Genomic DNA, 18403 nt, shown 5'->3' with positions numbered 1-18403 from the left:
AGCAATACGTCCATTCTTGTTGCAGCAAAGTATCCGAGCTTCCATGCTTGGTCACTTCTGATATGACAAGGCCGCCCTTGAGGCGGCCTTGCTCTCTTGTCCGGCCGCGAAACAAATTCGCGCGACGGAGTCCTTTACGCAAACGTATCAATCTCCCCCCGCCCCAGCACGCGCGCGGGCCGTGCCGTAGCACCTGCCGCTGGCGCCGACTCTGCCGCCGCTATCGCAGCGCCACCAAAGCCGGCTTGTGCGCGCCCTTGCCCCGGCGCCTGCTGTTGCTGCCCGTTGCCGTTGCCGTTGCCTGCCTGGCTGGCAAAGCCATCGGCGCCCACCGAGGTGTGCCCCAGCTGGATGCCGTTTTCCGAGAGCGCGGTGCGCAGGTGCGGCAGCGCGGCCTCGACCGCTGCGCGCACGGCCTGGTGCGGCGAGACGAATTGCGCCTGGGCCTGGTCGTTGATCACGTTGAGCACCACCTTCAGCGGCCCCAGGTCGGGCGGGTTCAGCTGCAGTTCGGCGCTTTGCTGGCCTTGCGTGCCCAGGCGGATCATCTGCTGGCCCAGGGCCTGCGGCCACTGGCTGTCGTACAGCGGTGGTGCGACCACGGGCCGGCTGGCGGCAGCGGCGGCAGCGGCCGGCGTGGGCTGGCCGGCCAGCATGGCGGCCAGTGCCGGGGTGCCGTCGGGGCTGGCCGCGGTGCTCTCGCCGGCGCGCGCGGTCGCCTGCGCGGCGGCGAACGCGATGGCCGCGGGGCGGGCCTCGGGCGCGGCCGTGCTGGCGGCGAGCGGATCGGCGCGCTGCTGGCCAAGGCCGCTGTCTGGGCGATGCCCCGATCCGCCTGCCGAAGCGCCGGCATCCTGGCCCGGCAGATCCGCTTGCAGCAGCGCCAGGGCGTCGCCCGCAACGGCCTGCGTGGCAGGGGCTTTGGCGTCGCTGCCGGCGCTGCCGCCGGGCCGCATCGCCGCGCGCTGCGAGGCGATGGTGGCCAGCGTGTCGGCGACCGACGGCTGCGCCGGGCGGGCATCGCTGGTGGCCGCCTGCAACGCGTCGGGCAAGGCCGTGCCGGCGGCCGGTCCCGCGGCGGTGCCCGCGTCGGCCTGGGTTTGCGCGGTGGCGTCGGCGGTGCCGCTCAGCGCCGCCTGCAATGCCGCGGCACTGCCGGTGCCGGCCAGGCCGGCCGCGGCGGCGTCCGTGGCGCCTGCGGCGCCGGCTGGCGTGGCGGCGGGGTTCGGTGTGGCCGCGGGCAGCATCAGCGCCAATACGGCGGCGGCTGCCTGCGTCGACGTTGCCACGGCGGCGTCTTCCTTGTCCTGATCCTGATCCTGGTCCTTGTCTTCCGGGCCGGCAGCTGGCTTCTTGCCGGTGGCGGCGGCAGCCTGGGGCTTGCCGGCGTCCGCCGGCGCGGCAGCCGCACGCGCGGTGGGCTTGTCGCGCGCCACGGTCTCCCGCGCGGCGGGCGCCGCCGGGGCGGCCTTGTGGCTGTCGCGGGCGTTCGACAGCGCGTCGCGGAAGCCGGTGGCGGCGGCGTCGGCCGTCGCACGCCGGGCACCTTCCACCGCATTCGCGGCGCTGCTGACAATCTGGCTGATATCGATCATGGGTGTTCGCTACGATGTGGCCTGGCGGATGGCTTGCGCCCAGGCGTTGTTCAGGCTTCGCTCAGGCGGCCGGCCGTGGTACGGGCGAGGCGCGCGGCGTATTCGTCGTTGGCGCGCTGCTCGCGGCGGGCGGCCACCTGCTCGTGCTTCGCTTCGGCGCGCGCGATCAGCGTGTCGAACGAGTTCAGGCGGCGCTTCTGGTGCTGCCAGCGGTTGCGGCCGGCCAGCAGGTCGGCCTCGGCCTTGGCCAGCGCTGCGCCCTGCTGGCGGATGGCATGGTCCAGCGAATCCAGGAAGCGCGAGAAATCCTGCCAGCGGCTTGAGCTCATGCCTTGCGCCGCCACCGCCTGCATGCGCTCGCGGTATTCCTGGCGGTACTGCGTCAGCTGGTTCAGCTGCAACTCCGCCTGCGTGCGCAAGCCCTGCAGCCGCCCGAGCTCGCGCGCGGCGGTGTCGGTATCGGTCTGGGCCAGGTCAGCCAGCGTGTTGAGCGGTGAATGCTTGAGCATGTTCACTCCTGTCGAAGAGGCGGTGCAGCGCGGCGATGGCGTCGGCGTAGCCGGCGCGCTCGTGGATGTCCTGCTGCAGGAAGGCTTCCATGCGCGGATGCAGCTGGATCGCCAGATCCAGCTCCGGGTCATTGCCGGGCACGTACGCACCCACGCTGATCAGGTCGCGGTTGCGCTGGTAGCGCGACATCAGCTGCTTGAAGCGGCGCACCGAGCCAAACTGCTCGTGCGGGATCAGCGCGGTCATGGCGCGGCTGATCGAGGCCTCGACGTCGATGGCCGGATAGTGGCCGGCTTCGGCCAGGCTGCGCGACAGCACGATATGGCCATCGAGGATGGCGCGCGCGGAATCGGCGATCGGGTCCTGCTGGTCGTCGCCTTCGGTCAGCACGGTGTAGAACGCGGTGATCGAGCCGCCGCCTTCGGGGCCGTTGCCGGTGCGCTCGACCAGCGTCGGCAGCTTGGCGAAGACCGACGGCGGATAGCCCTTGGTCGCCGGCGGCTCGCCGATCGCCAGCGCAATCTCGCGCTGGGCCATGGCGTAGCGCGTCAGCGAATCCATGATCAGCAGCACGTGCTGGCCCTGGTCGCGGAAATACTCGGCCAGCCGCGTCGCATAGGCGGCGCCCTGCATGCGCAGCAGCGGCGAGCAGTCCGCGGGGGCAGCCACCACCACCGAACGCGCACGGCCCTCGGGACCGAGGATGTTCTCGATGAATTCCTTCACCTCGCGCCCGCGTTCGCCGATCAACCCGACCACGATCACGTCGGCGCTGGTGTAGCGCGCCATCATGCCGAGCAGCACGCTCTTGCCCACGCCGGAGCCCGCGAACAGGCCCATGCGCTGGCCGCGGCCGACGGTCAGCATGCCGTTGATGGCGCGCACGCCGGTGTCGAGCACGGTTTCGATCGGCGCGCGCATCAGCGGGTTGATCTGCTCGCCGGCGAGCGGCACTTCCATCGCCGCGGCAAGCGGGCCGAGCCCGTCGAGCGGGCGGCCGGCCGCATCCAGCACGCGGCCCAGCAGCCCCGGGCCGACCGGCAGGCGCTTGGAGCCAGGCTCGCGCGGCGCGGTGGCGCCGGCCGGTTGCGGCGACGGCTCCAGCGGATAGACGCGCGCGCCGGGCAGCAGCCCGACCACGTCGGACTGCGGCATCAGGTAGAGGCGGTCGGCGCCAAAGCCGACCACCTCGGCCTCCGCGGTGCGCGGGGCGTTGCTGTCGGTGGTGAACTGTCCGGCCGGCAGCTCGATCAGGCAATCGCTGCCCACCGGCAGGCGCAGGCCCACGGCTTCCAGCACCAGCCCCGCGGCGCGCGTCAGGCGGCCGCAGCTGCGCTTGCTGTCGAGCCCGGCGATGCCTGCCGCGGCGCCGTTGAGCGCGCCGATCCAGCGTTGCGTGTGGGCCTGCGCAGCGTCTGCCGAGGGCGTGGCCGTGGCTTGCGCGCTATCAGGCATGCGGCGGCTCCCATGGGTCATCGCGGCCCAGCGCCCGGACCACGCGGGTCCAGCGCGTGGGCAGCGTGGCGTCGCGCTCGCCGCTGGCGGCGCTGGCAATGCAGCCGCCGCGCGCCACCGACGGATCGGCGCGCACGGTCCAGCCGGCGGCGGCGAGTTCGCCGTGCAGGTGGGTCTCGACCAGTGCCACATCGTCGGGGTGCAGCAGCAGGCTGGGCGATCCGGACAGCGCCGGTTCGCTGGTCAGCAGCTCGCGCACCGCCGGCAGCAGGGCCGCGGGGTCTTGTGCCAGCGTCGAGCGCACCAGTTGCCGCGCCACGTCCAGCGCCAGCGACACCAGCGCGCGCGCGACCGCGTCGTCCACGCTGCCAAGCGCGCCGCGGAAATTGCTGGCCAGCGCCTGCAGCTGCGCGGCTTCGTTGCGGGCGGCCTCGAGGCCGCGCGCATAGCCTTCGCGGTGGCCGTCGCCGTAGCCCTGGGTCTGGCCCTGGGTGTAGCCCTGGGCATAGCCTTCCTTGCGCGCGCCTTCGCGCATCGCGTCGAGGGCGGCAAAGTCGATCGGCGGGGGCGCCGGTTCGGCGGGCATGGTGGCGAAGGCCTCGGGCGGCTCGGCATGCCGGGAATCGAGCGAGCCCATTTGCCAGCGCTGCCAGCCGGCGGCACCGCCACGCGCACGGCGCGGCGGCTCGAACGGCGCGAAGCCGCCCGTACCGGCGGCCGCGCCGTGGCCGGCCAGGGACGAGAGCGAATCCGCGCCCGACGCCCGGCGCGCGCTCCCGCGCTCGGGGTCTGCCTCAGACATAGGCATCGTCGCCTCCGCCGATCTGTACTTCGCCCGCATCCGCCAGGCGCCTTACCACCTGCAGGATGGCCTTCTGCTCGGCCTCGACCTGCGACACGCGCACCGGGCCCAGCGCGTCCAGGTCCTCGCGCAGCATCTCACCGGCGCGGGTGGACATGTTGCGGATGAACTTGTCGCGCAGCTCCTGCGGCGCGCCCTTGAGCGCGACGATCAGCGACTCGGTGGCGATTTCCTTGAGCACGCGCTGGATGCCGCGGTCGTCGACCTCGAGCAGGTTCTCGAACAGGAACATCTCGTCGATGATCTTCTGCGCCAGGTCGCCGTCGTGCAGGCGCACGCCGTCGATCACGGCCTCTTCGTGCGCAGTGCTCATCAGGTTGATGATCTCGGCCGCGGTGCGCACCCCGCCCATGCGGCTGCGCTTCAGGCTCTGGCCCGCCAGCAGCTTGGTGAGCACGTCGGTCAGTTCCTGCAGCGCGCCCGGCTGCACGCCGCCGAAGGTGGCAATGCGCAGGATCACGTCGTTGCGCAGGCGGTCGGTGAACAGCCCCAGCACTTCGGACGACTTCTGGCGGTCCAGGTGGATCAGGATGGTGGCGATGATCTGCGGGTGCTCGTCGCGGATCAGCTCGGCGATGGCCGTGGCATCCATCCAGTTGAGCGAGTCGATGCCGCCGCCCGGATCGCGCGACTCCAGGATGTCCTCGATCACCGACTGCGCGCGCTCCTCGCCCAGCGCCTTGTTCAGCACGCTGCGGATAAACGCGCTGGAATCGACATTCAGCGCCAGGTATTGCTCGGTCTCGGCGCGGAACTCGCCCAGCACCTCGGCCATTTCCTCGCGCGTGACCGAGCTGAGCGTGGCCATGGCCGAGCCCAGTTCCTGCACTTCGCGCTGCGACAGGTGCTTGAACACCTCGGCGGCGGCATCCTCGCCGATCGCCATCATCAGCACCGCGCTTTTCTGCAAGCCGGATTCAGAGATGCCCTTAGCGGTTGTCATTGCTAATCCAGTTCTTGATCACGCTGGCGACCAGGCGCGGGTCGCGTTGGGCGGCGTCGCGCACCAGCGCGAGGTCGCTTTCATACTTGGCGGCAAGCCGCAGGATTTCCGGATTGGCCGGCTCTTCCGGCGGCAGCAGTACCGCCTCGGTCTCGTCCCGGGGCTCGGGCGCGGGCAGCGGTGGCGTGGTGTAGCGGCGCAGGATCGGGCGCGCCACCTTGAACCACGCGAACAGCGCCAGCAGTGCCAGCAGCAGGTAGCCGGCCAGGGTCTTGCCCAGTGCGATCATGTCGGGCTGCTTCCACAGCGGCAGTTCGGGTTCGGCCTTCTCGCGCTCGGCGGTGAAGGGGCTGTTGACCACATTGATGGAGTCGCCGCGGTCGGCCGAGAATCCCATCGCTTCCTTGGTCAGGTTCTGGATCTGCGCCAGCAGCGCCGGCGGCAGCGGCTCGGCCACGAGCTTGCCCTTGGCGTCGGCCTGCTGGCGGTAGTTGACCACCACCGCCACCGACAGCCGGCGCACGCCGCCCGGGGCCTGCTGCACATGGCGCACCGAGCGGTCGAGTTCGTAGTTGACGGTGGAATCGCGGCGGTTGCTGCTCGGGCCGCTGGACGCGGCCGTGGTGGCGCCCTGCGCGGCCTGGCCGGCTTGAGCCTGGGCCGGTGCGCCGGCCTGGCCCGGCGCCTGGCCCGCGCGCGGCGTCTGCGGCGTGGTCACGGGCGCGGCGGCGGCAGCGGGCGGCTGGTTCGACAGCGCGCCGGGCACGCCACCCGGGGGCGTGGCGCCCTGCTGGGTCGATTCGCTGGTCTGCTGGCTGCGGATCGCCGAGCGGGTCGGGTCCTGGTTGGGCTTGTAGCTCTCGTCGGTGTGCTCGACGATGGAGAAATCGACGTCGGCGGTGACCTGCGCGCGCACGTTGTCCTTGCCGACGATCGGCGTCAGGATCGCCTCGATGCGCTTCAGGTAGTTTTGCTCCAGTGCCTGCACGTACTTGAGCTGGGTGGCGTCGAGCATGCGCTCGTTGCCGGTATTCGACAGCAGGTTGCCGTGCTGGTCGACGATCGAGATCGACTTGGGCGTCAGCTCCGGCACGCTCGACGACACCAGGTGGCTGATCGCCGCGACCTGGCCCTCATCGATGGCACGGCCCGGGTACAGCTGCAGCACGATCGATGCGGTCGGCTTCTGGCGCTCGCGCACGAACAGCGTCGGCTTGGGGATGGCCAGGTGCACGCGCGCGGACTGCACCGCGGCGATCGACTCGATCGAGCGCGCCAGCTCGCCTTCCAGCCCGCGCTGGTAGTTGACCTGCTCGGCAAACTGGCTGATGCCGAACTTCTGGTTGTCCATCAGCTCCATGCCGGCCGTGCCGCTCTTGGGCAGGCCTTGCGAGGCCAGCCGCAGGCGGGTCTCGTGCACCTTCTCGGCCGGCACCATCACCGCGCCGCCGCCTTCGGCGAACTTGTACGGCACATTCATCTGCTGCAGCGACTGCAGCACCGCGCCGCCATCGCGCTCGGACAGGTTGCTGTACAGCACCTTGTAGTCCGGGCCGCGCGACCACAGCACGCCCACCGCAATCGCGGCGGCCAGGGCCGCGCCGCCCAGCATCAGCGGCAGCTTCGGGTTGGCCTTCAGGCGCTCCAGCATTTCGGCCGGACGCCCGGGCAGTGCCACGGCCGCGGTCATGCGCGTGCTCCAGACCCGGCGCGGCGATGCGCACGGCGGCACCGGCGATGCTGACCGCCCTGGTCGTCGGCGCGGCTCACGGCACGGCTCACATTACGCTGCAGAGAAAACACGCGTACTCCCGAATCGATGGTTGTCTGGTGATCTCCGGGGGCAGCACGGGTCGACAGCCCGCGCTCCTCCGGCACGGTGGCAATGATCGGCCAGACTTGAGCGGCACAATCCGGTGAATAGACCGGGTTTTCCGGCCGATTTCGGTCCATGGGCCAGCGGTGGCGGCAGGTACTCTGCGGGGGCTGAAACTGGGTGCGAACCGCCTGAGGCCTGCTTGCCGCAGGCTGGCTGTGATGCAAGGGGGCGCGCCACAAGACGAACCGAGCCGGTACGCCGGTGTACGACGAGCCAAATGACCACTATCTCTTCCATCGAGGGCATGCTGCAGCAACTGCGCGGGATGTCCCAAGTTGCCTCGGGCAACACCGCCAGCCAGTCCGCGGCGCCGGTCGGCGGCGGCTTCGCCGGCGAGCTGCAACGCTCGCTCGGCCGCATCAACGCCGCGCAGGAGCGCGCCTACGGCCAAGCCGAGGCGTTCGAGCTGGGCAAGCCCGGCGTGGCGCTCAATGACGTGATGATCGACCTGCAGAAGGCCAATGTGTCGTTCCAGACCGGGGTGCAGGTGAGGAACCGGCTGGTGGCGGCGTATCAGGAAATGATGAATATGGCGGTGTAAGGCCAGCGGCCTGCCCCAAAGAGAAAGAGCCCCTGGCGCGCGCAAGCGGCCAGGGGCTCTTTGTCGTCGGGAAGATCTGCGGGGTCAGGTCTGCGCTTCCGCGCCTGGGTCGGTGCCCGCTTCAAGGTGGTAGATCCATGCCAGCAGTTCGGCCACAGCCACATAGAGCTGCGGCGGCACGTGGCTGTCCAGGTCGATCTGCATCAACAGGTTCACCAGCGTGGGGGAATCGTGGATATACACGCCGGCTTCGCGCGCGCGGGCGATGATGGCTTCGGCGACGACGCCGTATCCCTTGGCGACGACGCGCGGCGCCTTGTCGCTGTGCTGGTACGACAGCGCGATTGCCGTGCCGCGGTCGTGCGCGGCTTCGCTCATCTGACCTCTCCCGGGGCGAGGTTGTCCTCGGTCTGCACGCTCACGCGCTGCACCACGATGCCGTGCGCCTCCAGCTGGCTGCGCAGCAGCGGCCGTGCCGCGATGAAACGCGCCGCGACATCGGTGTCTGGCGTTGCCACACGGGCGTCGAGCCCGGCGGGGCCGAGGGTCAGCACCGCCTCGACGATGCCAAGGCCGGGCAACTGCAGCCGCAAGCGGCTTGTCCAAGGCCGCGCGGCTTCGCCGTTGGCCTGCGCAGGCCCGTCGGCATCCGCGCGCAATAGCTCCCACGCCATCGGCACGCCGGGCCAGGCTTCGCCGGCAAAGCGGAACTGCTGCGTGGCGAGCAATTCCAGTTGCTGCCGGACTACGCCCTCGGTCGCGGGATGGATGGCCGGGCCGTCCGCCGCCGCCAGCCGGCCGGCATCCGCCAGGCTGACCTGCGCACGGCCTTCGAACGCGCCCCCCGGCCGGGTGGCGGGATCGTCCGGCGCGGCCATGCGCGCACCGGCCTGCGCCGTGGATTGGTATGCCTGCGTGGCCAGCGCTGCCGCCGACTGGCGCCACGCGGCGGGCTCGGCCGCGGCGTCGCGGCGGTACGCCGCGGTGGTGGCGGTGCCTTGCCGCAGCGCCTGCTCCGCCGCCGCATGGCTATGGGCCACGCGCGGATTGCCGGCCGCGGCCAGCGCTTCGGCCAGCACCTGCGAGGCCGGCAGCAGCGTCGGCGCGGCAGGGCGCGCCGGTTCCGCCACGCTGCCGTTGCCCGCATAGGTCAGCTGCAGCGACGGCGGCATGGCGGCGGTGCCCTGACCTGGGCCGCCGGCCATGGTTCGGCCAGGCACCGGGACTTGCGCCTGCGGCTCCTGGCGGATGCCGGCCAGCGCGCGTGCGCCGGCCACCCATTGCGCCAGGTGCGCTTCATAGAACAGGCCGCTCTGGCCGACCGCGCTGGCCAGCGCCGCGGCAGTGGCCGGCGCGGATGCCGCCATGGACGCGGCGGCCAGCAACGGACCGGCGCTGCGCACGGGCTGCGCCTCGGTACCGTCCATCACCGCCAGGATGGCGCGTGCCGCCGCACTCAGCGATTCCTGTGTCGACGCGCCGGGCAGCAAGGCGGCCTGGCCGGAGGCCCCGCTGGCGCCGGCCGCGAGCGCGCTGTGGCGGACAGCCTGGCCGGTGGCGTTACTGACATTCGACTCGGTGGCGTCGGGCACCGGCTGCAGCGCCGAGACCTGGTCGATGGCGATGGCGGTGCGCAGCGATTGCGGGTCCGGAGCCTGACCGGGTGCCAGGCCTGGAGGCAGAAGGATGCCGGTCATACGGGTGGCGTCGGTGAAGACGGCGGGCCTTGCTGCCCGCCGCGGGGCTGGAAGCGGCGCTCAGGCCGCGTCAGGTGGTGGCGCCGGTGGTGGCGCCATAGGCTGCGCTCAGCGCGAACTGCCGGCGCGAGCTCGTCAGCATGTCGCCGAGCCGCTTGAGCTGCGGCACGGCCAGTTCGCGGATGCGCGCGTCGTAGGTCAGGATGCGATCCAGCAACTGGTAGCGGCGCATGCGCTCGGCATCGGAAAACGGTGCCTCGTGGTCGAGCAGGCGCAGTCGGTCCACCTGGGCCAGGTAGCCTTGCTGCAAGGTGGTGACCGTGTCCCAGTCGGCGCCCTGCGCCGCCTCGTGCATGCGCGCCGACAGTGCGAGGATTTCCTCGTAGCAGCCCACGATCGCGGAAAACGTTGGAGCGAAGGCCATGTCAGCTGTCCTGTAAGGCCGGTTGCCGCTCGGCACCGCCGGCGTCGTCGTCGATCTGCGCCCACGCCGAAGCCAGGCTTTCGAGCAGCGTGTCGACCTCGGCCAGCAGGGCGGCGTCGCTGCGCAGGTTGGCCAGCATCAGCCGGCGCACCATGTATTCGTAAAGGGATTCGAGATTGGCCGAGATCTCGCCGCCGGCATCATGGTCAAGCACGGCGCGCAGGCCGTTGTCGATGATGTCGATGGCCTTGGAGATGGCATTGCCGCGCTCGGCGATGTTGCCGCCGTCCAGGTGGAACCTCGCCCGCGCAATCGCGGCGCGCGCGCCGTCGTACAGCATGGTGATCAGCTTGTGCGGGCTGGCGCTCATGGCGCCGGTCTGGACGCCTACCTGGGCGTAGGTATTGATGGCTTGGCGGGCGAACATGGTTTGCTCCCGGTAAGGCGGTTACTTGCTCGAGGCGTTATTCAGGGCGGTGAACTGCTGCGTCAGGTAGCTGCTGGTACGGTTCATCTGGCTGATCATCAGGTCCAGCTGGGTGAACTGGGCCTTGTAGCGGTCCATCGTTGCGTTGATGCGGTCCTGCATGTTGCTGTAGTTCTTCTCCAGGTCCTTCAGCGTCTTGGTGATGCCGTCCTGGGCCGTTTTGAGCGAACCGTTTGTCGTCGACAGACCGTCAACATAGTCGACCACCTGCTTGCCGATGCCGCCGCTGCCGGTGGTGCTCGAGAACATGGCGGTGACGCCGGCAAGGTTGGTGTTGATCGCCTTGGTCAGCTTGGTATCGTCGAGCGACATGGTGCCTTCCTTCGCGTCGAACTTGATGCCGATGTCCGCCAGCGTGATGGTGCCGCCGTTGCCGTCCGACATGGCGCCGCCAAGCATCGAGCGCAGGCGCTGCTGGATCGAGCGCAGCGTGCTGTCGCCGGTCAGCGCGGCAGACGTGCCCGCCGACGTGTCGAACGCTGTCAGCGTCTTGGCCGTGCTCTGGATGTTGTTGTAGGCGGTGACGAACGCCTGGATCGACGCCTTGATCGAATCGTTGTCGCGCGTGACGGTCAACGATGTGGTGCCGGTCTTGACCAGGTTCATCGTCACGCCCTGAGCGGCGTCGACCACGGTGTTGCTCTGGCTGACGACATCGATGCCGTTGATCGTCAGCGTGGCATTGGCTGGCGGAACCTTTTGCGCCATGGCATTGCCGGTGGCGGTCGGGGCCGGATCGAAGCCAACCAGGTTGTTCAGGTCGGTGCTTGCCGAAGATACGCGCATGGTGGCCTGCGTCCCGGTCTTGTCCGAGGTCAGGACCAGGCGGTAAGGCGTGCTGCTGCCATCATTGACGATGCTTGCCGTTACGCCGATGCCGGCCTTGTTGATGGCATCGCGGATATCCTGGAGCGAGGCGTTGGCGGCAATGGTGACCTTCTTCGTGCTCGTCGGCGTGGCCGTTGCGTCGGTCGCCAGCGCTTCGCCGAAATCGAACACGATGTCGCCGCCGCTCCCTGCAATAGCCGCCTTCTGGTCAGCTACCTGACCGCTGACCAGCGACTGGGCCGTCGCCAGGGTGCCGACGGTGATGCTGTAGTTGCCGGGCACGGCATTGGCCGCCGTGGACACGGACATGACGTCGGTCGAACCCACCGATGCCTTGACCGCGGCAAAGGTGGCCGCGTCGCCGAGCTTGTTGGCGGCGGCCCGGTAGGCGCTCACCACGCTCTGCAACTGGCCGAAGGCCGACAGCTTGGCCTGGTAGCTCTTGGCCTGCGTATTGATGGCTTCGAGCGGCACCTGCTCGGCAGATTGCAGCTGGGAAAGCAGGGTGTTCAGGTCCAGATTGGAGCCAACGCCGAGCGAGGAGATCGATGCCATGGTCTTGTTACCTCTTCTTCAACTGATGTTGCTTTGCGTGGTGGCCGCGCTCACACGGCGTGGCTGATGAACTGCCCTTGCAGCTTGTCGATGGCGCGGGCGATGCGCAGTACCTCTGCAGTCGGCATTTGCCGGATGAGCTCGCCGGTTTCCTTGTCGACCACCTTGGTGATGACGCGGTGCGTGCTTTCATCGATCTCGAAGCGCAGGCTGATCGAGGTAGTCTTCAGTGCTTCAACGAGTTCACCGATTGCGGCGGAGGTTTCGATCGCATTCCCCGATTCGAACAGACGGTCGTCGCTCTGCCCACTATTTCTGGCGGAGGGACGGACGGCTCCTGGCGCTGGCGTGGCAATGGCGCCTGCCGGCACATCGGTCGGCAGCCGCACTGCGGCCGGGATCACGGTAGGGGAAGACGCCATGGTTTGCTCCGTCCGGATTGATGCGAATCAGGATTGAAAGAAACACTTTGCGAGCAGCGGTCTGCTTGCAAAATGCTCCCGGCAAAAAGGCCGGGCCTTGCGGCCCAGCCCTTTTTTGCCAGCGCAGTTGCGATTAACGCAGCAGCGACAGCACGCCTTGCGTGGTCTGGTTGGCTTGCGCCAGAACCGAGGTACCCGCTTGTTGCAGGATGTTCGCGCGGGTCATGTTCGACACTTCCGTTGCGTAGTCGGCATCCTGGATGCGCGAGCGCGAGGCCGACAGGTTCGTCACGGCGGTGCCCAGGTTGGAGATCACCGAGTCAAAACGGTTTTGCACCGCGCCCAGCGAGCTGCGCAGGTCGTCGACCTTCTTGATGGCGGCATCGATGGAAGCCAGCGGGCTGGCGGTCGAGCCGGTCTGCAGGCTGCCCACGGAAATCTTCGACGTGTCGACGGTAAATGCGGCGGTGCCGCTGGTCGTCGTCGTGTCGGCCGACTGCGGGTCCAGTGCGACGTAGCGGTACATCGAGGTGCCGTTCACGGCGCCGGTGAAGCCCTGGTTGACCAGCGAGGTAGCTTCGCCAGCGCTTGCCGGGGTGATCTTCACTTCCGCGTACAGGTTACCGTTCTTGTCGGCCACCGCGTTGCCAGTGAGGGTCGCGCCACCGGCGGCCAGGCCCAGCTTGGTCGACAGATCGTCAGTGGTCTTCTCTGCCACCGTCGTGGTCGTGACGGCAGTGGTCGAGCCATAGATAGCCTGCAGCTGCGAAGCCGTCGGTGCGTCGCCGGCGGCGGATGCGGTCGTGCCGTCGAAGGCGAAGCTGGCCGTCGCCGTCGGACCGGCAACGTTGAAGCCTTGCATGCCCAGGGTCTTCGAGCTGATTTCCGTCAGGTTGATCGTGATGGTTTCGCCATCATTCGCGCCAACCTGGATCGTCAGCGGCTTGGCGCTGCTCGACAGGACCTTCACGCCGTTGAAGTCGGTCTGTTGCGACGTACGGTCGATTTCAGCCAGGCGCTGGGTGATTTCATCCTGGATCGACTTCAGGTCCGAACCCGAGTTCGAGCCGTTGGCGGCCTGCACGCTCAGTTCGCGGATACGTTGCAGGTTGTTGTTGACTTCGGTCAGCGCGCCTTCAGTGGTCTGCGCCAGCGAGATGCCGTCGTTGGCGTTGCGCTGGGCTTGGGTCAGACCCTTGATGTTGGCGGTGAAGCGGTTCGCAATGGCTTGGCCGGCGGCATCGTCCTTGGCGCTGTTGATGCGCAGGCCCGACGACAGGCGTTGGATCGCGGTGTTCAGCGACGATTGCGAAGCGTTCAGGTTGTTCTGAGTCATCAGAGACAACGAATTGGTGTTAATGACTTGCGCCATGGTACGACTCCTGTATGCAAAGTTTTGGGCATTCCGGCTAGTGCCGTAACGTTGGCGGCCTGCTTTGCAGGGCGTAGAGTGCCTCCGTTGCTTGGGTTATCGACCGGGCAAGGCAAAGGTTTAGAGTGATCTCCGCGATAGTTTCGCGGGGTGCCGGCAGGGCGGGGATGCGCCGTACGGCGGTGTGCGGCGAGGGTGACAAGGTGCCGGAGCGAACCCCGGCCTAGCGGCGCTTGCGCGTGCGGGGGATAAAGAGCGGCACGAAATCCGGCGCGGCCATCGTTTCCGGCGCGACCCGGACCAACTCCGGGGCATCCGCCGGCGTGACCACGCAGATGGCGTGCTTGTACACCACGGTAGGCTGGACGTCGTCGGGCCGGCGGCCGAGCAGCAGCATGAAATCGTCGGCGGCCAGCACCAGCCCATGCAGCCGGGCGCCGTTGGACAGATGCACGATCACCGGGGTCTGGCTGATGTGGTACGCCGCGAATTGCTGGGGCTGCAGTTGCCGTCGGCTGGGGGGCTTGGGCCGGATTTCCTTCTTCTTCACAACGACTCCGGAAGAGCCCGCAAGGGTTCTGGCGGCTGATAACGGTCCGTTGGCCGGCGGCTTGGGGTGCGGCACGGCGCTGGCGGCAGGGGAAACATCCGCTCTCGGTAACGGCGACCGGGCTGGCCGCAGCCATAGCGCTGATCGCAGGCCGGATACAGGGCCTCCGGAATGTTGCGCAATGGCCGGCGACGGGTGCTGCCAGAAGAGAAGGGGAATACTTCAGGGCCGAGAGTAACAAAGTTTTACAAGCATTGACGGACGGTGCGTCCCCGTCCATCTAGAGGTTTTGCTCTACTAATGTAGTTGCCTGTCTATTATGTTTTGATGTAGGAACTTGCGACGACGCGGCAAGGAGAGGGCGCGCGATTGGCCGGCGAGGCCAGGCAGGCGTTGGGCTGGCGGCGATTTGCCAGTGTCTGCGAGAACTGACCTGAAAGTGATTTCAGGGCCAGAAGTGCCAGAAGTACTGAAATTCCTGCTTGCCGGTAAGGGAATCCCCTGATAGAAGCGGGATTTACACCTCATGTAAGCGCGTTTATATTCATCACAAGAGCTTTTTGGCTCGAGCAGTCCTGGAAAGCCTACGAGCACCCCGCGCGTGGGCTTTTTTTTTGCCCGCGTCGTTTGAATCGCGCTCTGCGGCGCAGTGGCCGGCCCTCAAATTCGCTGACCGGCCGTTCGGAATGCCGAGCCACATTTAACGCCACTTTGCGCGGGCTCAATTCACTGAAATGCGGGGGATTCTGGCCCTAATTCCGCTTTACCGTCCGGAGGCGTTCGCGTATCGCCCTTGGTCGGGGGCGGCGCACCTCGTTCGCAGCGGTTCGGGCTTCAACCCGTCCTGGCGTCCGTGCCGCGCGCCACGCGCCGCCGGGCACGCGCGGCCAGGCCGGCACCCAGTGCCCAGCGCAGTGCCGGCGCCAGCACGCGCATGCCGGCCAGTGCCGCAGGGCGCCGGATCGACGGGCCGTCCAGGTCGAGCTGGTGGCGTGCCCAGGACGGCAACAGCGCGATGCCGGCATCGGTCATGATGCTGACCGCAGGCTGCAGCAATGGATTGGCCACCGGCATCTTCCTGACCAGCCGCACCACTTCGCGGGTGCGCTCGCTGGCCAGCAGCGCGGGCCGCATGGTGTCTAGGTAGGCGGCCACTTCGGCGCGCGAGCGCGGCACGTCGGCCGCGCCCAGCAACTGCGCGATGCGCGCCACCTCGGCGTAATAGCGGTCCTGCTCGGCAGCGCCCAGCGGGCCGACATAGCGCAGGTAGCCGGCCAGGAAGCTCGAGACCTCGGCCACGTGCACCCAAGTCAGCAGCGCGGGGTCCGACGCCGCGTAGGGCCGTCCGTCCGGCGCGAAGCCGGACACGCCGGTATGGATGCGCCGCACCCGTTCAATCAGCGCCATGGCATCGGCGCGGCTGCCATAGGTAGTGCCGGCAATGAACTGTGCGGTGCGGCCCAGGCGCCCCTGCATGTCGGTGCGGAAGCTGGAGTGGTCCCACACCCCGGCCAAGGCCAGCGGATGCAGGGTCTGCAGCAGCAACGCGCTGACCCCGCCGGCCAGCATCGACGGAAAATCCGCATGCACGCGCCAGCAGACCGCTTCCGGGCCGAACAGGCCGGGGTCGCCCGGCGGGTTGTCATAGTCCAGGCTCAGGCCGGAGTTGCTGCGGGTCAGGGCGCGCACGTGCGCACCGGCCTGTGCTCGCAGTCTTGCCGAGAGTTGATGCAGGGGGCCGCGGCGCCGCGGCGTGGCGGCGCCCGGGGCGGGGTCGGTGACGCTGGACAAAGCCGGTATGCCTGCAAGGCAAGGGGTTGGGTCAGGGCCAGCATACACGGGATGGCGGCAAGCTGCGCGCACCGCCCGCGTGCCGCGTCCGTAAAAAGGGCCGGAGCCCCGTGCGGGGTTCCGGCCTGCCAATCTCCGGCGTATGCCCCTGCGTCAGCACCGCATGTTGCTCACGCACATACCCGGATAGCTGCCTGGTTGTGGTGGGTGGGGTTATTGCTGGCGTTGTCCGCCTTGTCCGCCCTGGCCGCTCTGCTGGCCACCCTGTTGCCCGCCCTGCCCGCCTTGCTGGCCGCTGCGTTGGCCGCCTTGCTGGCCAGGTTGCGAGCTGCCGCGGTCCTGTTGCTGCTGTTGGTCCTGCATGCGGTCCTTGTCACCCATCTGCCCGCCGCCTTGTTGTCCCGGTTGCTGCTGGCTGCCGCGTTGGCCAGTTTGCGATTGTTCCTGTTGCTTCTGGCCAGATTGCGATTGGCCCGACTGCGATTGACCCGGCTGTTGCTGCTGTCCCATTGCTAGCTCCTTGACGCGGCGAACTGCCGCAGACCTTGCTTCGCAATCGCCATGCCAAGCGCGACAGTGCCGGCGCGCCGCCTGCGCCAGGCTTATGCGCGCGATGCGGCACGCGCGCGCCGCGGCGCTTTTACAACGCGTGGCCCGTTTTACACAGCGGCCGGCGTGCTGCGGTGGCCGCGTCCAGGCCGACCACGGCGGGTACGGAGCTTGCTGAAAAATGCCTTACCCGTGGCGCTGGCTGCCAGTCCGGCAGCGGTGCCCGCTGGACTATCGAGGAGAACGCCATGCAATGTTCCCGAATCACCGCGCGCGCGCTGCGCAGGGCCTGGCTGGCCGCGGCACTGGCAGCGGCCGCCGGTAGCGCGCTGGCGCTCGACAAGAGCGGACTGATATTCGCCGCGACGGAGAATGCGCCGGTGGCGCCGGTCAACTCGGCGCCGGGCATGCCCGGGCGGCCTGATCCAAATGCCAGCCCAGGGTCGGAAGCCGACCAGCCGAAGCAAGCCGTGCAGGACAGCGCCATTACCGCCCGCATCAAGACCCGGCTGCTCGCCACCAAGGACCTCAAGTCCACCGGCATCCACGTGACCACGCAGCAGGGCGCGGTGGACGTCAGCGGCACGGTGTCCAGCCAGCAGCAGCACGACCTCGCGCTGAAGACGATTCGCGGCGTCGACGGCGTGACGTCGGTGACTGACAACCTCAAAGTATCGGCGCGCTGACAGGGCCTTTGCATAGGACCGGGCGCCGCTTCGTGGAGGCGCTTGCCCTTGCCCGGCCCTCTCCCGCATGCGGGAGAGGGCGCGGCTTCTCGGGAACGTCGCTGGTCCCGGTTGCGAGGCTCAGGCGGCGCGCTTGCGTCCGCTGGTGCCGGCGCTCTTGCGCGCGGCAGGCGCGTGCGATTCGCGCTTGGCGGGCGCGCGCTTGGCGCTGGCGGTCTTCGCGCCGCTGGTGCCGCCGCTGCGCTTGGCCGGCGTGGCGCTGGTGCGCTTCGCGGCCGGCTGTTTGCGCGCGGCGGCATGCCGCGCGGGGGTCTTGCGGCGTGCGGGCTCTGCTTCGGCTTCGGTCTCGTCTTCCGGCTTGTCCTTGCCGCGTTGGCCCAGGCTCTGGCGCAGCAGCGCCACCATGTCGATGACCTTGGCGCCCTGGCGCGGGGCTTCTTCCTCTTCCGCGGGCGGCGTCAGTTGGTGGGTCTTGCCGGATTCGATCTTTTCCTCGATGCGCGCCATCAGGTCGTCGCGGTAGGTGTCGCGGTATTGTTCCGGGGCCCATTCCTCGGTCATGTCGTCGACCAGCTTGGTGGCCATCTCGATCTCGCGCGCGTGCGCGCCGGTGGGCTTGCCGCTGGCAGCCTTGGGCAGGCGCAGCTCGGCGATCGGCAGCACCTCGTCGGCAAAGCGCATGGTGTTGAGCACCAGCGCATCGTCGTGCACCAGCATCGCCGCCAGGTGCTGGCGCGCGCGCAGCACCACCAGCGCCAGCGCGGCCTTGCCGGTGCGGCGCATGGTTTCGTGCAGCAGCGCGTAGCCGCGTTCGCCGCGCTTGTCAGGCTCGAGGTAGTACGGGGTGTCGAAGTAGTACGGCGGAATGCTCTCCGCATCGACAAAGCTGACGATGTCCACGGTCTGCGTGGCTTCCACATTGGCGCGGCGGAAATCTTCGTCGTTGAGCAGCACGTACTCCTCCTTGGCGTACTGGTAGCCCTTGACGATATGCTCCTTGTCGACCGGCTTGCCGGTGCTCTTGTTGATGCGCTGGTAGCCCACCGGGGCCATGTCGCGCACGTCTAGCAGGTCCAGGTCCAGCGACTGGCTGCGCGACGCGGGGCGCAGGACGACGGGGATGTTGACGAGGCCGAAGGCAATGGCGCCTTTCCAGATGATGCGGGACACTTGATCGCTCCTTTGCCACGGGCGCCGGCGCGTTGCGGCGGCGGTGGCGGCATGTCGCCCGGGGGCGGGTCTTCCACGGGTTGGGGC

At 68.7% G+C, this 18403-nt stretch carries 19 protein-coding genes; 3 read left to right on the top strand and 16 right to left on the bottom strand.

The annotated features are described in order from the left end of the window. Positions 1-134: 134 nt before the first annotated feature. Genes E5S69_RS15105 through fliF form a run of 6 tightly spaced genes read right to left on the bottom strand, consistent with a single transcriptional unit; the run spans position 135 to position 7055 of the window. Positions 135-1595, bottom strand: coding sequence for a flagellar hook-length control protein FliK (locus E5S69_RS15105; RefSeq protein ID WP_171515465.1), 1461 nt, complete (start codon positions 1593-1595; stop codon positions 135-137). A gap of 50 nt (positions 1596-1645) precedes the next feature. Next, positions 1646-2104: a flagellar export protein FliJ gene (gene fliJ, locus E5S69_RS15100; RefSeq protein WP_171515464.1), complete on the bottom strand. Its 459-nt coding sequence runs from the start codon at positions 2102-2104 to the stop codon at positions 1646-1648. Next, on the bottom strand, positions 2070-3560 hold the full coding sequence (fliI, locus tag E5S69_RS15095; RefSeq protein WP_171515463.1) for a flagellar protein export ATPase FliI: 1491 nt from the start codon (positions 3558-3560) through the stop codon (positions 2070-2072). Before fliI ends, fliJ begins: the two co-directional genes overlap by 35 nt. Beyond that, complete coding sequence (gene fliH / locus E5S69_RS15090) at positions 3553-4368, bottom strand: flagellar assembly protein FliH (protein ID WP_171515462.1); 816 nt, start codon at positions 4366-4368, stop codon at positions 3553-3555. Before fliH ends, fliI begins: the two co-directional genes overlap by 8 nt. Then, complete coding sequence (gene fliG, locus E5S69_RS15085) at positions 4355-5365, bottom strand: flagellar motor switch protein FliG (protein WP_062803757.1); 1011 nt, start codon at positions 5363-5365, stop codon at positions 4355-4357. Before fliG ends, fliH begins: the two co-directional genes overlap by 14 nt. Then, entirely contained in the window at positions 5352-7055 is a 1704-nt protein-coding gene (fliF, locus tag E5S69_RS15080; RefSeq protein WP_171515461.1) for a flagellar basal-body MS-ring/collar protein FliF, read from the bottom strand. The genes fliG and fliF overlap by 14 nt, the downstream gene beginning before the upstream one ends. A gap of 406 nt (positions 7056-7461) precedes the next feature. Between fliF and fliE the strand changes: the two genes are divergently transcribed. Further along, positions 7462-7785, top strand: a complete 324-nt coding sequence (fliE, locus tag E5S69_RS15075) for a flagellar hook-basal body complex protein FliE (protein WP_115214578.1) — start codon at positions 7462-7464, stop codon at positions 7783-7785. An 84-nt stretch (positions 7786-7869) separates the two neighbouring features. Here the strand turns inward: fliE and E5S69_RS15070 are convergent, their stop codons facing one another. The 9 genes from E5S69_RS15070 to E5S69_RS15030 form a co-directional block, all read right to left on the bottom strand. Next, complete coding sequence (locus tag E5S69_RS15070; protein WP_171515460.1) at positions 7870-8163, bottom strand: EscU/YscU/HrcU family type III secretion system export apparatus switch protein; 294 nt, start codon at positions 8161-8163, stop codon at positions 7870-7872. After that, positions 8160-9482, bottom strand: a complete 1323-nt coding sequence (locus tag E5S69_RS15065) for a flagellar hook-length control protein FliK (RefSeq protein ID WP_171515459.1) — start codon at positions 9480-9482, stop codon at positions 8160-8162. The genes E5S69_RS15070 and E5S69_RS15065 overlap by 4 nt, the downstream gene beginning before the upstream one ends. A gap of 70 nt (positions 9483-9552) precedes the next feature. Beyond that, positions 9553-9906, bottom strand: coding sequence for a flagellar protein FliT (locus tag E5S69_RS15060; RefSeq protein WP_171515458.1), 354 nt, complete (start codon positions 9904-9906; stop codon positions 9553-9555). Position 9907: 1 nt separating this feature from the next. After that, a complete protein-coding gene (fliS, locus tag E5S69_RS15055) occupies positions 9908-10333 on the bottom strand; it encodes a flagellar export chaperone FliS (protein WP_171515457.1) in 426 nt (141 codons plus the stop codon). A gap of 21 nt (positions 10334-10354) precedes the next feature. Beyond that, on the bottom strand, positions 10355-11776 hold the full coding sequence (gene fliD / locus E5S69_RS15050; RefSeq protein ID WP_171515456.1) for a flagellar filament capping protein FliD: 1422 nt from the start codon (positions 11774-11776) through the stop codon (positions 10355-10357). A gap of 50 nt (positions 11777-11826) precedes the next feature. Further along, entirely contained in the window at positions 11827-12198 is a 372-nt protein-coding gene (locus tag E5S69_RS15045; RefSeq protein ID WP_171515455.1) for a flagellar protein FlaG, read from the bottom strand. A gap of 133 nt (positions 12199-12331) precedes the next feature. Then, complete coding sequence (locus E5S69_RS15040) at positions 12332-13570, bottom strand: FliC/FljB family flagellin (RefSeq protein WP_171515454.1); 1239 nt, start codon at positions 13568-13570, stop codon at positions 12332-12334. Between the two features lie 223 nt (positions 13571-13793). Next, the gene (locus E5S69_RS15035) at positions 13794-14120 is read right to left on the bottom strand and encodes an RNA chaperone Hfq (RefSeq protein WP_171515453.1); all 327 of its coding nucleotides are present in this window, start codon (positions 14118-14120) and stop codon (positions 13794-13796) included. Between the two features lie 834 nt (positions 14121-14954). Continuing rightward, positions 14955-15911: an oxygenase MpaB family protein gene (locus E5S69_RS15030; RefSeq protein WP_171515452.1), complete on the bottom strand. Its 957-nt coding sequence runs from the start codon at positions 15909-15911 to the stop codon at positions 14955-14957. 234 nt (positions 15912-16145) lie between these two features. Here E5S69_RS15030 and E5S69_RS15025 point away from each other — a divergent pair, with 234 nt between their 5' ends. Both E5S69_RS15025 and E5S69_RS15020 read left to right on the top strand, forming a co-directional pair. After that, positions 16146-16427, top strand: a complete 282-nt coding sequence (locus E5S69_RS15025) for a hypothetical protein (RefSeq protein WP_216621344.1) — start codon at positions 16146-16148, stop codon at positions 16425-16427. 281 nt (positions 16428-16708) lie between these two features. After that, on the top strand, positions 16709-17146 hold the full coding sequence (locus tag E5S69_RS15020; RefSeq protein ID WP_171515451.1) for a BON domain-containing protein: 438 nt from the start codon (positions 16709-16711) through the stop codon (positions 17144-17146). A gap of 120 nt (positions 17147-17266) precedes the next feature. Here the strand turns inward: E5S69_RS15020 and E5S69_RS15015 are convergent, their stop codons facing one another. Then, positions 17267-18316 (bottom strand): Ku protein, encoded by a 1050-nt coding sequence (locus E5S69_RS15015; protein WP_171515450.1) that lies wholly within the window; start codon positions 18314-18316, stop codon positions 17267-17269. Positions 18317-18403 lie beyond the last annotated feature (87 nt).

The organism is Cupriavidus necator (assembly GCF_013141915.1).
Lineage (GTDB): Bacteria > Pseudomonadota > Gammaproteobacteria > Burkholderiales > Burkholderiaceae > Cupriavidus > Cupriavidus necator_B.
Note: the sequence above shows the minus strand (reverse complement) of the source record. Positions and strands in the feature narration are given on the sequence as shown.